19 protein-coding genes are annotated in these 15,581 nt (G+C 62.5%); 11 read left to right on the top strand and 8 right to left on the bottom strand.

The genetic code is table 11. The features are described from left to right. Positions 1 to 192: 192 nt before the first annotated feature. Complete coding sequence (locus NKI88_RS01945; RefSeq protein WP_023750732.1) at positions 193 to 1,044, bottom strand: helix-turn-helix transcriptional regulator; 852 nt, start codon at positions 1,042 to 1,044, stop codon at positions 193 to 195. 87 nt (positions 1,045 to 1,131) lie between these two features. On the opposite strand from NKI88_RS01945, the gene NKI88_RS01940 reads away from it, so the two are divergent. The 3 genes from NKI88_RS01940 to NKI88_RS01930 all read left to right on the top strand — a co-directional run bounded on the left by NKI88_RS01940 (position 1,132) and on the right by NKI88_RS01930 (position 2,816). Further along, positions 1,132 to 1,710 carry a hypothetical protein gene (locus NKI88_RS01940; protein WP_023815800.1) on the top strand — a complete coding sequence of 193 codons (579 nt, stop codon included), beginning with the start codon at positions 1,132 to 1,134 and terminating at the stop codon, positions 1,708 to 1,710. After that, positions 1,703 to 2,080: a VOC family protein gene (locus NKI88_RS01935; RefSeq protein ID WP_023815801.1), complete on the top strand. Its 378-nt coding sequence runs from the start codon at positions 1,703 to 1,705 to the stop codon at positions 2,078 to 2,080. Before NKI88_RS01940 ends, NKI88_RS01935 begins: the two co-directional genes overlap by 8 nt. 106 nt (positions 2,081 to 2,186) lie before the next feature. Continuing rightward, positions 2,187 to 2,816: a MarC family protein gene (locus NKI88_RS01930; RefSeq protein WP_023670949.1), complete on the top strand. Its 630-nt coding sequence runs from the start codon at positions 2,187 to 2,189 to the stop codon at positions 2,814 to 2,816. A gap of 10 nt (positions 2,817 to 2,826) precedes the next feature. Here NKI88_RS01930 and NKI88_RS01925 read toward each other — a convergent pair whose 3' ends face one another. From NKI88_RS01925 to NKI88_RS01910, 4 genes are all read right to left on the bottom strand, one after another. After that, complete coding sequence (locus NKI88_RS01925; protein WP_023706191.1) at positions 2,827 to 3,252, bottom strand: OsmC family protein; 426 nt, start codon at positions 3,250 to 3,252, stop codon at positions 2,827 to 2,829. Between the two features lie 23 nt (positions 3,253 to 3,275). After that, on the bottom strand, positions 3,276 to 3,674 hold the full coding sequence (locus tag NKI88_RS01920) for a DUF2306 domain-containing protein (RefSeq protein WP_023726685.1): 399 nt from the start codon (positions 3,672 to 3,674) through the stop codon (positions 3,276 to 3,278). Between the two features lie 37 nt (positions 3,675 to 3,711). After that, positions 3,712 to 4,242 (bottom strand): single-stranded DNA-binding protein, encoded by a 531-nt coding sequence (gene ssb, locus NKI88_RS01915; RefSeq protein ID WP_023715842.1) that lies wholly within the window; start codon positions 4,240 to 4,242, stop codon positions 3,712 to 3,714. Positions 4,243 to 4,452: 210 nt separating this feature from the next. Then, positions 4,453 to 4,854: a hypothetical protein gene (locus NKI88_RS01910; protein ID WP_023815803.1), complete on the bottom strand. Its 402-nt coding sequence runs from the start codon at positions 4,852 to 4,854 to the stop codon at positions 4,453 to 4,455. Positions 4,855 to 4,987: 133 nt separating this feature from the next. On the opposite strand from NKI88_RS01910, the gene NKI88_RS01905 reads away from it, so the two are divergent. From NKI88_RS01905 to NKI88_RS01870, 8 genes are all read left to right on the top strand, one after another. Then, positions 4,988 to 5,302 (top strand): ArsR/SmtB family transcription factor, encoded by a 315-nt coding sequence (locus tag NKI88_RS01905; protein ID WP_023670944.1) that lies wholly within the window; start codon positions 4,988 to 4,990, stop codon positions 5,300 to 5,302. Next, positions 5,299 to 5,766, top strand: a complete 468-nt coding sequence (locus NKI88_RS01900) for an SRPBCC family protein (RefSeq protein WP_023696505.1) — start codon at positions 5,299 to 5,301, stop codon at positions 5,764 to 5,766. Before NKI88_RS01905 ends, NKI88_RS01900 begins: the two co-directional genes overlap by 4 nt. A 29-nt stretch (positions 5,767 to 5,795) precedes the next feature. Further along, positions 5,796 to 6,404 (top strand): ATP-dependent Clp protease proteolytic subunit, encoded by a 609-nt coding sequence (locus NKI88_RS01895; RefSeq protein ID WP_023684630.1) that lies wholly within the window; start codon positions 5,796 to 5,798, stop codon positions 6,402 to 6,404. 146 nt (positions 6,405 to 6,550) lie between these two features. Continuing rightward, the gene (locus NKI88_RS01890) at positions 6,551 to 6,772 is read left to right on the top strand and encodes a hypothetical protein (RefSeq protein WP_245261915.1); all 222 of its coding nucleotides are present in this window, start codon (positions 6,551 to 6,553) and stop codon (positions 6,770 to 6,772) included. A gap of 783 nt (positions 6,773 to 7,555) precedes the next feature. Then, entirely contained in the window at positions 7,556 to 10,477 is a 2,922-nt protein-coding gene (gene uvrA / locus NKI88_RS01885) for an excinuclease ABC subunit UvrA (RefSeq protein ID WP_023736557.1), read from the top strand. A 34-nt stretch (positions 10,478 to 10,511) separates the two neighbouring features. Next, positions 10,512 to 10,976 (top strand): GNAT family N-acetyltransferase, encoded by a 465-nt coding sequence (locus NKI88_RS01880; RefSeq protein WP_023706185.1) that lies wholly within the window; start codon positions 10,512 to 10,514, stop codon positions 10,974 to 10,976. Positions 10,977 to 11,004: 28 nt separating this feature from the next. Then, positions 11,005 to 11,808, top strand: coding sequence for a DUF72 domain-containing protein (locus tag NKI88_RS01875; protein ID WP_352653613.1), 804 nt, complete (start codon positions 11,005 to 11,007; stop codon positions 11,806 to 11,808). 315 nt (positions 11,809 to 12,123) lie between these two features. Continuing rightward, the gene (locus NKI88_RS01870) at positions 12,124 to 13,269 is read left to right on the top strand and encodes a GGDEF domain-containing protein (protein ID WP_023742497.1); all 1,146 of its coding nucleotides are present in this window, start codon (positions 12,124 to 12,126) and stop codon (positions 13,267 to 13,269) included. A gap of 91 nt (positions 13,270 to 13,360) precedes the next feature. Here NKI88_RS01870 and NKI88_RS01865 read toward each other — a convergent pair whose 3' ends face one another. The 3 genes from NKI88_RS01865 to urtD form a co-directional block, all read right to left on the bottom strand. After that, on the bottom strand, positions 13,361 to 13,537 hold the full coding sequence (locus NKI88_RS01865; protein ID WP_023670936.1) for a hypothetical protein: 177 nt from the start codon (positions 13,535 to 13,537) through the stop codon (positions 13,361 to 13,363). Between the two features lie 530 nt (positions 13,538 to 14,067). Continuing rightward, complete coding sequence (urtE, locus tag NKI88_RS01860) at positions 14,068 to 14,763, bottom strand: urea ABC transporter ATP-binding subunit UrtE (protein WP_023688639.1); 696 nt, start codon at positions 14,761 to 14,763, stop codon at positions 14,068 to 14,070. A 69-nt stretch (positions 14,764 to 14,832) separates the two neighbouring features. Then, on the bottom strand, positions 14,833 to 15,579 hold the full coding sequence (gene urtD / locus NKI88_RS01855; RefSeq protein ID WP_023730167.1) for an urea ABC transporter ATP-binding protein UrtD: 747 nt from the start codon (positions 15,577 to 15,579) through the stop codon (positions 14,833 to 14,835). Positions 15,580 to 15,581 lie beyond the last annotated feature (2 nt).

Below are 15,581 nucleotides of genomic sequence, written 5' to 3'. Positions count from 1 at the left end.
CCGCTTATATAGGAAGCACGGCCGAAACTCCAATATTCGTGGCGGTTTTCCAACGACAATTTTGGCGGCAATTTCAAATGGATACCGTTGATTGCGACGATTTGGCCATAACGCATTTCGCCGCCGCAAGGGCAAAAGCCTGCGATGGACCGTTTTCAAAGCAAAGAGCGTATCAGGAGGCAGGCGGACGCATCAGCGGGTAGCCACCCGCCGGGCGCGATAGTGGCCAGGCGTTTCGCCCATGACGCGCCGGAAACGGCGGTTGAACGTCGACAAATCGTTGAAACCGGCCTCGAAGGCGATTGCCGAGATGGCATCGCCTGACATGCGCAGCCGCACCGCCGCGCGGTGCAGCCGGGTTCTCAGCAGAAACTGATAGGGCGTCATGCCTGCGACCTGCCGGAAGGTGCGCAGGAAATGATACGGGCTGGTCGCCGTCGCGCAGGCAAGCTCGGAAAGCGAGACCGGCCTGTCGGCATTGAGCTCGATCTGCCGCACCGCCTCGGCAACCCGTTTCTGGTCGCGGCGGCTCGGCGGTCGAACGCCAGGCACCGCATCGCTGGCGACGGGCAGTGCTGCGCCGGCAACTGCCAGTGCTGCGCCGGCAATTCGCAGGCCAAGCTCCTCAAAGGCGTCGATGTCGACCATCTCGCGCGCCGCTTCCGCCTCGGCCAGCAGCGATGCGAGCGCCGGCAAAGGCGGCATATGCGGCACGCCGAAGGCGAGCTTGCTCGCGCCGGGCACGTCGCTGGCGATGCGGTCGAGATAGGCCGGAGCGAAGTGGAAGGACAGGCAACGGTCGCCGGCGCCATGCTCATGCCCGCATTCATAGCAGGCGCCGACATTGCCGAGCAGGATCGCGCCCGGCGCCAGCATGGCGGCGCCTTGCCTGGTGCGGTAGCGGAAGGTGCCGCTGGTGACAGCGGCAACGCAGAAGGTGTCGTGCGCCTCCTCGAACGGGCGGTCGCCGGCGCCGGCCGTGCACAGCACGTCACAGACGTACCAACCCTGCCCCGATGCCAGGTTTTGTTCGCTCGTCGTCATGGCTTGAAAGATAGCAATTTTTCCCAAGCGCGACAGCCGGTCGGGGCCTATCGCTTGCAGCCTCCTGACATAACGAAGGCAGCAAGTATGAGCGGTACATCCTCCTTTGCCGAAGCGCTCCACAGCGACGGCCCCAATCCCGGCCTGGCTGAAAAGCTGGATCTCTACGGCCGCTTCGTCGGCGCCTGGACATTCGATGCCACGCGCCATCTCGAGGACGGCACGGTTCTCACCGGACGCGGCGAGGTGCATTTCGGCTGGGTCCTGGAAGGCAGGGCGATCCAGGACGTATGGATCCTGCCCGCGCGGGATGCCGGCCCCTCGCCCTCGCTCGGCAAATGGACTTTCAATGGCACAACGCTGCGGGCCTATGATCCCGGCTCGGATGCCTGGCACATCTTCTGGAGCGACCCGCGAAACCAATACTACAGCCGCCAGCTTGGTCGCGCCGAAGGCGACACAATTGTGCAGGTCGGCGCCGACGGCACTGGTTCCTCGGTCCGCTGGAGCTTTTCGCGCATCACCAAAGACAGCTTCCGCTGGCTCGGCGAGCGTTCGCACGACGATGGCAAGACATGGCGTCTCGAAGTCGAGTTCCTGGCGCGCCGCGTCGCCCAGGAACTGATGACGCAACATATTGCAAAAAAGGTGAAAAAACATGCTTGACCATGTCTCGATCGGCGTCCGCGACACCAATTTTTCGAAGCCCTTCTACGATGCCGCGCTAAAGCCGCTCGGTTATTCCTGCCTCAGCCAGTCGCCAGGCTCACTGGGTTATGGTGCGCAAACCGTGGCGCTGTGGGTGAACGACGCGGAGCGGCCAGTGTCATCGGACGAGAAGTCCGGTCTGCATTTCTGCTTTACCGCGCCGACGAGGCAGAGTGTCGTTGCCTTCCATGCCGCCGCCTTGCGTGCAGGCGGCAGCGACAATGGCGCGCCGGGCCTGCGCGCCGAATATGGCGAGAACTATTACGCTGCCTTCGTCGTCGATCCCGACGGCTATCGCCGGGAGGCCTATTGCAACGCTGCCGCCTAACACTGACGCCGTCTCCGGTATCGCCATGTCAGACGGTTCCCACCGGTCGGGCTTTGCTCTACCACTATGGTGGCGCAGGGGTCCGGCCCGGCGGGAGGGGTCAGCGATGCCGAGTTTCGACAGCCTGTTCAACGCCTTCGTCACCATTCTGGTGACCATCGACCCGCCAGGTCTCGCGCCGCTCTTCCTCGCGGTGACACGCGGCATGAACCGCGAGGAACGTCAGCAGGTTTCGGTGCGCGCCTCGATCATCGGCTTCCTCGTGATGGCGCTGTTTGCGGTGGCCGGGGCGTCCATCCTGTCGGTGTTCGGCATCACGCTGCCGGCTTTCCGTGTCGCCGGCGGGTTTTTGCTGTTCTTCATCGCTTTCGAAATGGTGTTCGAGCGCCGCCAAGATCGCAAGGAGAAGATCGGCGACGTCGCCATCACCAAGGACATGATCCACAACATCGCGGCCTTCCCGCTGGCGATCCCGCTGATCGCCGGCCCCGGTGCGATTTCGGCGACTGTGCTACTGTCGGGCTCGTTTCAGGGTTTTGCAGCACAAGCGGCGCTGGTCGGCATCATCTTCGTCTGCCTTGCCATCACCTATCTGGTGTTCGTGCTGTCGGAGCGCATCGACCGCATCCTCGGCCAGACCGGCCGCTCGATCCTAACCCGCCTGCTCGGCGTCATCCTGGCCGCGCTTGCGGTTCAGTTCGTCGCGGATGGCATCAAGGCGCTGATGGCGGGGTAAGCGGCAGCCCCTACTCCACCGCCGTATCGACGACCTCGAAATCGTGAGTGATGACAGCCGTCTTGGCCAGCATGGCCGACGCCGAGCAGTATTTCTCGATCGACAGGTTGATGGCGCGCTGGACCTTGTCGCGCGACAGCGCGTGGCCCGTGACGATGAAATGCATATGGATGCGGGTGAAGACTTTGGGGTCGGTTTCGGCCCGGTCGGCGTCGAGTTCTACAACACAGTCCTCGATCGCCTCGCGGCCTTTTTCGAGGATGTGGACGACATCATAGGCCGAGCAGCCGCCGGTGCCGATCAGCACCAGCTCCATTGGGCTCGGACCTGGCGTCTTGCCTTCCGGCCCGGGGGCGGTCCCCAGCACCAGTTTGTGGCCGCTGCCGGACTCGCCGACGAAGGTGCGCTCCTCGACCCATTTAATCCGTGCTTTCACGGCAATCTTCCTTTCAGAAAGCGTCACTGGCCGAAGACGACCGTGTGCATGATCCGCCCCGGCAGCAGCGTGAACACGCCGGCGCCGATCAGGGCGAAAACATACAGCGATATCATCACCCTGCGATGTTTGGCGACCCGATGCATATGCGCGTGCCAGACCGCAAGCGGCACGGCGATCAACACTAAAATCGACAAGAGATGGATCGGGCTGAACGGACCGACGAGGCGTATCTGCTGGATCCAGAAACTGGAGATGGCGACGACCATCATCAGCGCCGCCCAGGCATAGCCGACGACACGATGACGCGTCGTGCCTTTCGGCAGCGCCAGTTGCGTAGCGCCAACGGCCAGCGCGGCAAGGGCCGCGAAGGCGTGCCATGGAATGGGAGGGCGCGCCGATAGAAGCGGTCCGAGCGACATCGCACCCTCTCCTCAGATATCGCTGACTATCGTCAGCTCAGAACGGGATTTCGTCGTCCAGTTCGCGCGACGAGCCGCCGCCACCGCCGCCCTTGGAACCGCCGCCACCGCTATTGCCGCCGCGGTTGAAGCTCTCATTGGGGCCAGACTGGCCGAAATCCGAGCCACGGCTCGCGCCGCCGCCGGCATAGTTGCCGACCTGACCGCCGCCCTCGCCGCGAGAATCGAGCATCTGCAGCTCGCCGCGGAATTTCTGCAGCACGACTTCGGTCGTGTACTTGTCGGCGCCGGTCTGGTCTTGCCATTTGCGTGTCTGCAGCTGGCCTTCGACGTAAACCTTCATGCCCTTCTTCAGGTACTGCTCGGCGACCTTGGCGATCTGGTCATTGAAAATGACCACGTTGTGCCATTCGGTCTTTTCCTTGCGCTCGCCGGAGTTCTTGTCGCGCCAGCTTTCCGACGTGGCGATGCGGATGTTGACGACCGGATCACCGGAATTCAGGCGGCGGATTTCAGGGTCCGCGCCGAGGTTACCGACCAGAATGACCTTGTTGACGCTACCCGCCATGACACTTCTCCGTGCTCATCCGAAACAAATTTCAAGTCGTTCACCTTACAGGCCGCGCACAATCCTGGCTTGCCGCGGCTGGCTTTTCCCACAAGGTTTTTGTTCCCTTTTCGTTCCTATACTGTTAACCACGGATTGTCAAGGAATGGCAGCAATCGCCGACGCGGGCGCGTGGATTTAGCTGACACGCAGGGGCGAGAAGCGGTGTCGTCAGCGCCGTTTTTTAGCTGGTGGCAACGGACCGAAAAAGCCGCTCCACTCCATGCCCATGCCATGGGCGCGCTGTGCGATCACGGTTGGCGCCGACATCAGCCCGACTGCAGGTTCAGATTTCAGAGCCGGGTCATTCAGCAATTTCCCGATCGCGCGCCCGTGCCACCACACCTGAGCGACGAGCGCCGCTACCACCGCGATCAGGCCCCAGGTCCCCAATCCTTCGCCGAAGATGTAAATCCCGTATGGCGGGGATAGCGCCGTACCCAGCTTGGCCAACAAGATCACGGCCACGAAACCGATGACGGCGATCGCTCCTATACCGAGTACGAGGCGGCGATAGAGCCTCAGAGCCTCGTTGAGGTTCTCGGCGGACGAAAGATCGACGTTGGAATTCATAAATACTACTCCTGCCTCGCGATGATCGGCCCATCTTGTTCCCCACGGCTTAGAGGCCCGGCAGGATCCAATCAATACGCGGCATTCAAAACACCCCTTGCCAAATCGATAAGTATCGACTTATGCTTTTGCCATGATCGAAGCAGAGATTTTTCGCGCCCTGGCCGACCCGACGCGACGCGCCGTCTACGAGCGGCTGACTTCCGGCGAGATGAGCGTGTCGGAGTTGCGCACCGGCATGAGCGTGTCGCAGCCGGCGGTGTCGCAGCACCTTGCCGTGCTGCGCGGCGCAGGCCTGGTCAGCGAAAGACGCGCCGGCCGCAACGCCTACTATCGCGCCGATCCGCAAGGGCTCGAGCCGCTGCTCGGCTGGATCGAACGCTACCGCGCATTCTGGCCGGAGCGCATCGAAAGACTGAAGGCCGTTTTGAAGGACATGGACCAATGACCGACGAAAAGCAGACGCAGACCGCCAAGGATGCCCTCGCCTTCGAATGCGATCTGCCGGACGCACCGGAAAAAGTGTGGCGGGCACTGACCGTGCCGGACCTCTTGGCGGAATGGATGATGCCGAACGACATCAATCCGGAAACCGGCAGCCGCTTTGCCTTTGCCGGGCCTGAGAAGCCGATCGAGTGCGAAGTGCTCGATGCCGAACCGGGGCGCCTGCTGCGCTATTCCTGGCGCGAGCGTTCCGGCGACGCCAACCGCGAGGAGCTGGAGAGCATCGTCACCTTCACACTCGCCCGCACCGTTTCCGGCGGCACGCATCTGCGCATCGTCCATGACGGGTTTGTCCTGACGCCTGCGGTCGCGATGGCCGGCGCCGGCTGCCGGCTCTGGCTGCGCGCATACAAGCCCAAACCGCCTGTCGCCGCCAACGCGCCACGCCTGTTGCTGCGCGCTGCCTGACCCGGAAAAATCAAAACGGAGACAATGAGATGAGCGGCTTTGCCAATCTGGTGCCGATGGTGATCGAGCAATCGAGCCGCGGCGAACGTGCCTTCGACATTTTCTCGCGGCTGCTGCGCGAGCGCATCATCTTCGTCAATGGCGAGATCAATGACGGCATGTCGGCGCTGGTCTGCGCCCAGCTCCTGTCGCTGGAATCGGACAATCCCGACAAGGAGATCTCGCTCTACATCAACTCGCCGGGCGGCGTGGTGACCAGCGGCTTCGCCATCTACGACACGATGCAATATGTCAGCTGCCCGGTGTCGACCGTGTGCATGGGCTTTGCCGCGTCGATGGCCTCCTTCCTGCTGATGGCGGGAACGCCGGGGCGGCGCATCGCGCTGCCCAATGCCAGCATCGTGCTGCACCAGCCTCTGGGCGGCTTCCAGGGCCAGGCCTCCGACATCCAGCGCCATGCCGAAGGCATTTTGCGCACCAAGCGGCACATGGCCGACCTCTACGCTCACCATTGCGGCCGCACCCACGAAGAGGTCGAACGCACACTCGACCGCGATTTCTTCATGACCGCGAAGGAGGCCAAGGACTGGGGCCTCGTCGACCACGTCTTCGACACCCGCAAGCAGGCAGCGGCCTGATCGGCGGATTGAATGCAGGCCGGTGTTCCCTCAATTTCAACGCCGCTGGTCTGGCCTCGCCTTGAGCGCGGCACTATAGTCTTGCCATGCGCTACCACCTGAACAGACTGACCATAGCCATTGCCATCACGGCGGCGACATCGAGCATGGCCTTTGCCGGGGGCAGCACCAGCACGTCGCGGAAAGGCGCCCTGCCCGGCGTGGCCGGCGACTACCGCATCGCCAAGCCCGCGCCGCAGCCGGAGCCGGACGACGCGCTGCCTGCCGTCGAGAACGGCACGTTCAAGATCGGCGACACCGATGTCAGGATTTCCGGCAGCATCACTGTCGATGTCGGCACGGGTGGGATCAAGCCGCCGCGCCGGTAGCCCCTTCTCCCAGCTACTATACGGGAGAGAAAGCCTGCGCCGACGACTTCCTCGCAAAAGAACAGCCCCGCCGTTGCTTCCGCTAACGGTCGGGGCTTTTTTTGGATTCCAAATCCAAACTGCCGGTAGTGTTATACCGACTTTGATTTCGGATGCTTCGCGGCATTCAGCCGACGATCCGACTAGCCGTCTCTGATTTTTGTGGGATTCGGCAGGTCACGGTTTGTCTGGTGGTTTGTTGGACTGACGCGATGCGTTCGTTTGGACGCATACACTCCAATGCCTTGAAACTACCTGGCACTTATGCCCGCCGCGGCTCCACTAGCAGGTGGAGCCTCAAGGGACTATCCGGTGGCGTCATGCTCCGCTCCTATGTCCGTTGCGACTGGTGTCAATCCGAAGCACAAATCGCAAAAACCTGCGGCGTCTCGCAGGCCGCTATGGGCGGCGAGGCCATCAAAGACGGCCGGCTCCGTTGACTCCGGCAGAGTGCGCCCCTGATTCGACGGCGTCAACCTTGAATAGCCGGTTACGGAAAATGTGATCGTCGGGAGCTTACGTCAGGGTCAGTTTCTGAAACACCCTTGTCAGTTTCTGCACAGCGTTGTCAGGAGCGTGTTCGGTCTTTGTTCTTTCCGCTTGCCCGTTCGCGCGAAAGACGGTTAAACGGCTTTGGTCGAGAAGTGTGGCGTCTCTCGACGTGGCGGCAAAAATACCTACATAGGGAATGGCCGGGAAAACCCGCCGATCCCACTGACACCAGACCTGAGGCGGCGACCGGCGATGGCCGACCATAAATACCTTTCCATTCGCGGGGCACGCGAACACAACCTAAAGAATGTCGATCTCGACCTGCCGCGTGACAGCCTGATCGTCATGACCGGCCTGTCGGGCTCCGGCAAATCGTCGCTTGCTTTCGACACCATCTATGCCGAGGGCCAGCGCCGTTACGTCGAGAGCCTGTCGGCTTATGCGCGCCAGTTCCTCGAAATGATGCAGAAGCCGGATGTCGACCAGATCGACGGCCTGTCGCCGGCCATCTCGATCGAGCAGAAGACCACGTCGAAGAACCCGCGTTCGACGGTCGGCACCGTCACCGAGATCTACGACTACATGCGCTTGCTGTTCGCGCGCGTCGGCATCCCCTATTCGCCGGCGACCGGCCTGCCGATCGAGAGCCAGACGGTTTCACAGATGGTCGACCGGGTGCTGGCGGTCGAGGAAGGCACGCGCCTTTTCCTGCTGGCGCCGATCGTGCGCGGCCGCAAGGGCGAGTATCGCAAGGAACTGCTGGAGCTGCAGAAGAAGGGCTTTCAGCGCGTCAAGGTCGACGGCGTCTTCTATGAGATCGCCGATGTGCCGGCGTTGGACAAGAAGTACAAGCACGACATCGACGTCGTCGTCGACCGCATCGTCGTGCGCGGCGACCTGGCGACACGGCTTGCCGATTCCATCGAAACGGCGCTGAAGCTCGCCGAAGGGCTGGCGGTGGCCGAGTTCGCCGACCGGCCGCTCGACGCCAGCCAGACCGGCGAGGACTCGGTCAACAAATCGAAGAACGAGACGCATGAGCGCATCCTGTTCTCGGAAAAATTCGCCTGCCCGGTTTCCGGCTTCACCATTCCGGAGATCGAGCCCAGGCTGTTCTCGTTCAACAACCCGTTCGGCGCCTGCCCGACCTGCGACGGCCTCGGCAATCAGCGCGCCATCGACGCCAGCCTGATCGTGCCGGACGAAAACGTCTCGCTGCGCGACGGCGCCGTCAGCCCGTGGGCGAAATCGACCTCGCCCTATTATGCGCAGACGCTGGAAGCGCTGGGCAAGGCATACGGCTTCAAGCTCGGCGACAAGTTCAAAGACCTGACCGAAGAGGCCAAGGAAGCCGTCCTGCGCGGCACCGGCGAGCGCGAGGTCACCTTCCAATATGATGACGGCCTGCGCTCCTACAAGACCACCAAGACGTTCGAGGGCGTCATTCCCAATCTCGAACGGCGGTGGAAGGAAACCGAATCCGCCTGGATGCGCGAGGAGATCGAGCGCTTCATGTCGGCGACGCCCTGCCCGGTCTGCAAGGGATACCGGCTGAAGCCGGAAGCGCTGGCGGTGAAGATCGCCGGCAAGCATATCGGCGAAGTCACAGAGCTGTCGATCCGCAAGGCCGACCAGTGGTTCACCGAACTGCCGCCACATCTCAACGACCAGCAGAACGAGATCGCGGTGCGCGTTCTCAAGGAAATCCGTGACCGCCTGCGCTTCCTCAACGATGTCGGCCTCGACTATCTGACGCTGTCGCGCAATTCCGGCACGCTGTCGGGCGGCGAGAGCCAGCGCATAAGGCTGGCGTCGCAGATCGGCTCCGGCCTCACCGGCGTGCTCTATGTGCTGGACGAGCCGTCGATCGGCCTGCACCAGCGCGACAATGCCCGCCTGCTCGACACGCTCAAGCATCTGCGCGACATCGGCAACACGGTGATCGTCGTCGAGCATGACGAGGACGCCATCCTGCATGCCGATTATGTCGTAGACATGGGTCCGGCCGCCGGCATTCATGGCGGCGAGATCATCGCCCAGGGCACGCCGCAGCAGGTGATGGCCAATCCCAACTCGATCACCGGTAAATATCTGTCGGGCGCGCTCGAAGTCGCCACGCCCGGTGTCAGGCGCGAGGCCAAGAAAAACCGCCGGCTGAAGATCGTCGGCGCGCGCGGCAACAATCTCAAGAACGTCACTGCCGAAATCCCGCTCGGCACTTTTACCGCCGTCACCGGCGTGTCTGGCGGCGGCAAATCGACCTTCCTGATCGAGACGCTGTTCAAGGCGGCGTCGCGCCGCATCATGGGCTCGCGCGAGCATCCGGCCGATCACGACCGCATCGAGGGCCTCGAATTCCTCGACAAGGTCATCGACATCGACCAGTCGCCGATCGGCCGCACACCGCGTTCGAACCCGGCCACCTACACCGGCGCCTTCACACCGATCCGCGACTGGTTTGCCGGGTTGCCCGAGGCCAAGGCCCGCGGCTATCAGCCGGGCCGCTTCTCCTTCAACGTGAAGGGCGGCCGCTGCGAGGCCTGCCAGGGCGACGGCGTCATCAAGATCGAGATGCACTTCCTGCCCGACGTCTACGTCACGTGCGACGTCTGCCACGGCAAGCGCTACAACCGCGAGACGCTGGATGTCGTGTTCAAGGGCAAGTCGATCGCGGACGTCCTGGACATGACGGTCGAGGAAGGCGTCGATTTCTTTGCCGCCGTGCCCGGGGTGCGCGACAAGCTGGAGACGCTGAAGCAGGTCGGCCTCGGCTACATCCATATCGGCCAGCAGGCGACGACGCTGTCGGGCGGCGAGGCGCAGCGCATCAAGCTCGCCAAGGAATTGTCGCGCAAGGCGACCGGCAAGACGCTCTACATCCTCGACGAGCCGACCACCGGCCTGCACTTCCACGACGTCGCCAAGTTGCTGGAAGTGCTTCACGAACTGGTCGACCAGGGCAACACGGTGGTGGTCATCGAGCACAATCTCGAAGTCATCAAGACCGCCGACTGGGTGCTCGACCTCGGCCCCGAAGGCGGCGATGGCGGTGGCGAACTGGTGGCACAGGGCACACCGGAAGCCATCGTGCGCGAAAAGCGCAGCTACACCGGCCAGTTCCTGAAGGAGCTTTTGGAGCGGCGGCCCGGAGGCAAGCGCGAAGCGGCGGAGTAACTGACAGACCGGTCGGGCGCCTGGAGAGCTTTGAATGACAGTCCGACAGGCGCTTGCCGGTGATCTCGACGCAGTCGTCTCGCTGACGCAGACCGCCTATGAGCACTACACGCCCCTGTTAGGCGCGCCGCCGCTCCCAGTCACCGAGGACTATGCGCCACGCATCGAGCGTGGCGAGGTCTGGCTCTTGGAGAGCGGCGCGGAACTCGCCGGGCTGATCGTTATTGAGCGCCATCCCGATCATGCGATGATCTTCAGCGTCGCGGTCTCCCCCGCTTTCCAGGGCAGGAAACTCGGCACCGCGCTGCTCGACTTCGCCCAGGAACAGGCGCGGCTATGGGGTGTGCCGGAGGTGCGGCTCTACACCAATTCGCGCATGGAGCGGAACATCGAGATCTATACGGCCTATGGCTTCCACGAAACGGGCCGCCGAGCCAATCCCCACCGTCCCGGATGGACCGTGGTCGACATGATCAAACCGGTTGGAAAAATAGCCTGACCGCATTTTTAGAACTGGGAGGAAGACGATGATCAGCCAAGGAACAATCCGCGCCGGGATGGGCGGCTGGACTTTCGAACCCTGGGATACGTCCTTCTACCCGGACAAGCTTTCCAAGGCCAAACAGCTGAGTTACGCCACCCGCCAGGTACCGAGCATCGAGGTCAACGGCACCTACTATTCCAGCTTCAAGGAGCCGACCTTCGTCAAATGGGCGGGCGAGGCGCCGAAGGGTTTCGTCTATTCGCTGAAGGGCAATCGCTTCGTTACCAACCGCCGCGTGCTTGGCGAAGCCGGCGAGTCCATGACGCGCTTCCTCGGCTCCGGCATTGCCGCGCTGGGCGACAAGCTGGGCCCGATCCTGTGGCAGTTCGCGCCGACGAAAAAGTTCGACGCCGACGATTTCGAGGCCTTCCTGAAGCTGCTGCCGGAAAAGCAGGATGGCGTGGCGCTGCGCCATGCGCTGGAAGTGCGCAACGACAGTTTCAGCGTGCCGGAATTTGTGGGCCTGGCGCGCAAATACAAGGCGGCAATCGTCTATGCCGACCATGCCAAATATCCTGGTATCGCCGACATCACCGGCGATTTTATCTATGCGCGGCTGCAGACCGGCAGCGACGACAATCCGGATTGCTATACGCCGAATGGCCTGGACGAATGGGCAGCGCGGGTGAAGACCTGGGCGCAAGGCAAGCAGCCGGCCGATCTGCGGCGCGCCGATCCGACTTTCGACGCGCCGGTGAAACCGCGCGATGTGTTCGTCTACTTCATCACCGAGGGCAAGGTGCGCGCGCCGTTCGGCGCCATGGCGCTGATGAAGCGCGTGAGCTGATCGGTTAAAGCGCGTCGCGCTGAAACGGATTCATACGACGCGATTTAAGTCTTTGTCTTGATGCATGCCGTTGTCCCAGAACCGCGGCACACTTCTGGGCGACATGCATTAGGAGCAATTCCAGGAAAAGTGTGGAACGGTTTTCCCGGGAAAGCGGTCAGCGCTTTCCCTTGAAAAGGGTTTCAACCCAGAATTGCTACGATGAACCGAAGCGTGATAGCTTATGCGCATCGTAACCTTATCGATACCTCCATCCTGCATAAATCCGGTGCGGGTCCTTTCTAGAGGCCGGCCGCCGCGCGCAAGGACGAGGGCATGTCGCTCGACTACAGTTCCCTTCTGTTGGCTGTCGGGTTTTCCGCCGCTTGCCTCGGCCTGACGCTGTTCGGCATTTGGCTTACCGCGCGCTCGGAAAAATTCCTGCTGACCTGGGCCGTCAGCGTGCTTCTGATCGTCGCCGACGTCTTCGCCTACCAGGCCTATATCGACGCGCCCGGACGCCTGCTCGGCCTCGCCAGCTTCACGTTCCTGCTGCTCGGCTTCGCGACCATGCTGGGCGCGGCCCATCAGTTCACGACAGGGAGGTCACCGCTGCCCCGCATTGCTGTCGGCGCCGGCGTCTCGCTGGCAGTCGCCTTGCCGCCGATGGCGCTTGGCTATGACGGGCTGGGCTTCATGCTGGAGAATGCCTTTGCCGCGCTGCTCCTGTTTGCGACGGCCTATGAATACTGGAAGGGTCGTACGGAGTTCCCTGCCCCTATCCTCGGCATTGCCGGGCTCTACACCGCCACCGGAATTTCCTTCGTGCTGTGCTCCGGTGCACTTGTCTGGGATGGCAGGCTGGTGCTTGGCCATGCGCCGAGCAACTGGGCCGAGGATTTCAGCCTCATCGTCGTCATCGCCTGCATGACCGGCATCGGCGCGCTCTCGCTGGCGCTCAACCAGGGACGCCTGGCGCAGCATCATCGCCGCGAAGCGCTGACCGATCCGCTGACCGGCCTGCTCAACCGGCGCGCTTTGTTCGACCTGCATGGCAAAACGCCGGTCCGGTCCTTCACCGCCGTGATCGTGTTCGATCTCGACGGCTTCAAGGCCATAAATGACGAGTTCGGCCATGCCACCGGCGACGAGGTGCTGAAACTGTTCGCCAAGGATTTGACCGCCAATCTCCAGCCAGGCGATGTCGCCGCGCGCATGGGCGGAGAGGAATTTGCATTGGTGCTCGATCGCACCTTGCCTGAAAAGGTGGAATTCATAGCCGAGCGCATCCGGGCCAGTTTTGCCATGCGCCGGATCGATACCGAGACCCGCCTGCTCTCCTGCACGGTCAGCGCCGGCTACGCCTTCGGCAGCGAGGGCGGCACCAAATTCGACAAGGTGCTCAGCGCCGCCGACAAGGCGCTTTACGGCGCCAAGCGCGGCGGCCGCAATCGTGTGCTCGCCTTCCGGCGCGCCGGGTAGGCTGGCTGATATTCAGCCGGCCTGAACCTCACCACACGTAAAACAACAACCTAAAGCGCGTCGCATGAGGCCGTTCAGGCGCGAGGCGTTTTTAGGCCGCTATGACGATCTCGTTGTAAGTGTCGAGGTCGACGTAGAAAACCTTGGTGATTTCGCCGATCAGCTCATCCTGCTGGTAGCCTTGCGAGCGCAGAATGTTGATGGCGGTAATGATGTCGACACGCTCTGTCAGCCGTCGTTTCTGGTGGTCCTCGACGAACCGTTCCATAGCCCTATTCTCCTGGCAAGATTATCTGAACGCATTGACCGACAATCAGAACTGCGAGGGAAGCTAGGGTGGCTTGCTTGCGTGGAACTTGCAGGCTGAGCCAGCATATTCCCTCGATCTGCTACAGAACCAGACTGATACGGAAGCGGCCGACTCACCGAGGCCTAGGAAAGACTAGCATGCAGTATTCGGCGTGCCAGAGGTGGCGGCCTCGGACGAAAGTCCGACGCAACGGGCGCGGACCTTCGCGACTTCATCATCCTTGGGCGTAGCGACGCGAAGCGGAGCGAAGACCCAGGGATCCATGCCGGGACGAAGAAGCGTCATTAACGGTGCAGAATGTGGAATGGCCATGTGCCGCAGAAGCGATCTTGTTCTGCATCGCGGCACTCTTTGGCTGATGTCGCGGCATGGATTCTGGGGTCTGCGCGCGTCGCTCCGCTCCTTGGCTCCGCCCTAGAATGACGAAGTGATTGTGGGCATTTCAGCCAATCTTCGACGTGTACGATCCGTGCAGCCGTCGACCTGCGTTAAACCGTCAGAAACTTCCTGACGTCCGCCCGGTCGAGATCTTCGGCCGGGCCGGTGTGGACGATCTGGCCGCGGTCCATGATGTTGACCTCGTCGGCGAGCTCGCGGCAGAAATCCAGATATTGCTCGACCAGAAGCACCGCAATGCCGGCCTGATCGCGCAAATAGCGGATCGCGCGGCCGATGTCCTTGATGATCGAGGGCTGGATGCCTTCGGTCGGCTCGTCGAGCACCAGCAGTTTCGGCCGCATGACGAGCGCCCGGCCGATGGCGAGCTGCTGCTGCTGGCCGCCTGAGAGATCGCCGCCGCGCCGCCCCAGCATCTGCTTCAGCACCGGAAACAGTTCGAAGACATGCGCCGGCACGTTGCGGTCGGCGCGCTTCAACGGCGCAAAGCCGGACTCCAGGTTTTCGCGCACCGTCAGCAGCGGAAAGATCTCCCTGCCCTGCGGTACGAATGCGATGCCCGACCGGGCGCGGTCATACGCCGCGCTCCGGTCGAGCGCCTTCCCCTCGAAGGCAACGCTTCCGCTCGTCAGCCGGTGGTGGCCGACGATCGATCTCATCAAACTGGTCTTGCCGACGCCGTTGCGGCCGAGCACGCAGGTGATCTTGCCGGCACCTGCCGTCAGCGACACGCCGCGCAGCGCCTGGGCGGCGCCGTAATGGAGCGTGGCGTTGGAAACTTCGAGCATGTCAGCGCCTTCTCCAGAAGCGGAGGAACGAAAAGTCGAAGCGATGGAATTGCACCCGCCAGACCATGCTCATCTCCCGAGATAAACTTCGACGACCCGCTCGTCGGCCGAGACGAAATCGAGCGAGCCTTCCGACAGCACCGAGCCCTCATGCAGGCAGGTGACCTTGACGCCGAGTTCGCGCACGAAATGCATGTCGTGCTCGACGACGATGACCGAATGCTCGCGCGCTATGTCCTTGAGCAGCCGCGCGGTTTCCTCGGTCTCGGCATCGGTCATCCCTGCGACCGGCTCGTCAACCAAAAGCAGCTTCGGGTCCTGCGCCAGCAGCATGCCGATCTCCAGCCACTGTTTCTGGCCATGGCTGAGATTGGCTGCCAGATCGTGGCGCTTGTCGCCCAGCCGGATGATGCCGAGGATGTCGTCGATCTGTCTGGCTTCGGCGGCCGAGCGGCGATGGAACAGCGCCGGAAAGATCGAGCGCGGGCCCTTCAGCGCCAGCATCACATTGTCTTCGACGCTGTGGCTTTCGAAGACGGTCGGCTTCTGGAATTTGCGGCCGATGCCCATCATGGCGATCTCCGCCTCGTCGTGCCGGGTCAGATCGACCTGGCCGTCGAAGAACACTTCGCCCTCGTCGGGCCGGGTCTTGCCGGTGACGATGTCCATCATCGTCGTCTTGCCGGCGCCGTTGGGACCGATGATGGCGCGCATCTCGCCCTTGTCGAGCACCAGCGACAGATTGTTGATGGCGCGGAAACCGTCGAAGGAGACCGAGACGCCGTCGAGATAGAGGATGGTGTTGGACTTCGACATCG

Source organism: Mesorhizobium sp. M0317 (assembly GCF_040321555.1).
Lineage (GTDB): Bacteria > Pseudomonadota > Alphaproteobacteria > Rhizobiales > Rhizobiaceae > Mesorhizobium.
The sequence above is the reverse complement of the archived record's forward strand: the minus strand, read 5'-3'. Positions and strand labels throughout refer to the sequence as shown.

What these genes read in the sequence shown, in the direction of transcription:
- NKI88_RS01945 (WP_023750732.1), bottom strand. Translation starts at nt 1,044, where the DNA reads ATGACGACGAGCGAACAAAACCTGGCATCGGGGCAGGGTTGGTACGTC.
- NKI88_RS01940 (WP_023815800.1), top strand. Translation starts at nt 1,132, where the DNA reads ATGAGCGGTACATCCTCCTTTGCCGAAGCGCTCCACAGCGACGGCCCC.
- NKI88_RS01935 (WP_023815801.1), top strand. Translation starts at nt 1,703, where the DNA reads ATGCTTGACCATGTCTCGATCGGCGTCCGCGACACCAATTTTTCGAAG.
- NKI88_RS01930 (WP_023670949.1), top strand. Translation starts at nt 2,187, where the DNA reads ATGCCGAGTTTCGACAGCCTGTTCAACGCCTTCGTCACCATTCTGGTG.
- NKI88_RS01920 (WP_023726685.1), bottom strand. Translation starts at nt 3,674, where the DNA reads ATGTCGCTCGGACCGCTTCTATCGGCGCGCCCTCCCATTCCATGGCAC.
- ssb (WP_023715842.1), bottom strand. Translation starts at nt 4,242, where the DNA reads ATGGCGGGTAGCGTCAACAAGGTCATTCTGGTCGGTAACCTCGGCGCG.
- NKI88_RS01910 (WP_023815803.1), bottom strand. Translation starts at nt 4,854, where the DNA reads ATGAATTCCAACGTCGATCTTTCGTCCGCCGAGAACCTCAACGAGGCT.
- NKI88_RS01905 (WP_023670944.1), top strand. Translation starts at nt 4,988, where the DNA reads ATGATCGAAGCAGAGATTTTTCGCGCCCTGGCCGACCCGACGCGACGC.
- NKI88_RS01900 (WP_023696505.1), top strand. Translation starts at nt 5,299, where the DNA reads ATGACCGACGAAAAGCAGACGCAGACCGCCAAGGATGCCCTCGCCTTC.
- NKI88_RS01895 (WP_023684630.1), top strand. Translation starts at nt 5,796, where the DNA reads ATGAGCGGCTTTGCCAATCTGGTGCCGATGGTGATCGAGCAATCGAGC.
- NKI88_RS01890 (WP_245261915.1), top strand. Translation starts at nt 6,551, where the DNA reads ATGGCCTTTGCCGGGGGCAGCACCAGCACGTCGCGGAAAGGCGCCCTG.
- uvrA (WP_023736557.1), top strand. Translation starts at nt 7,556, where the DNA reads ATGGCCGACCATAAATACCTTTCCATTCGCGGGGCACGCGAACACAAC.
- NKI88_RS01880 (WP_023706185.1), top strand. Translation starts at nt 10,512, where the DNA reads ATGACAGTCCGACAGGCGCTTGCCGGTGATCTCGACGCAGTCGTCTCG.
- NKI88_RS01875 (WP_352653613.1), top strand. Translation starts at nt 11,005, where the DNA reads ATGATCAGCCAAGGAACAATCCGCGCCGGGATGGGCGGCTGGACTTTC.
- NKI88_RS01870 (WP_023742497.1), top strand. Translation starts at nt 12,124, where the DNA reads ATGTCGCTCGACTACAGTTCCCTTCTGTTGGCTGTCGGGTTTTCCGCC.
- NKI88_RS01865 (WP_023670936.1), bottom strand. Translation starts at nt 13,537, where the DNA reads ATGGAACGGTTCGTCGAGGACCACCAGAAACGACGGCTGACAGAGCGT.
- urtE (WP_023688639.1), bottom strand. Translation starts at nt 14,763, where the DNA reads ATGCTCGAAGTTTCCAACGCCACGCTCCATTACGGCGCCGCCCAGGCG.
- urtD (WP_023730167.1), bottom strand. Translation starts at nt 15,579, where the DNA reads ATGTCGAAGTCCAACACCATCCTCTATCTCGACGGCGTCTCGGTCTCC.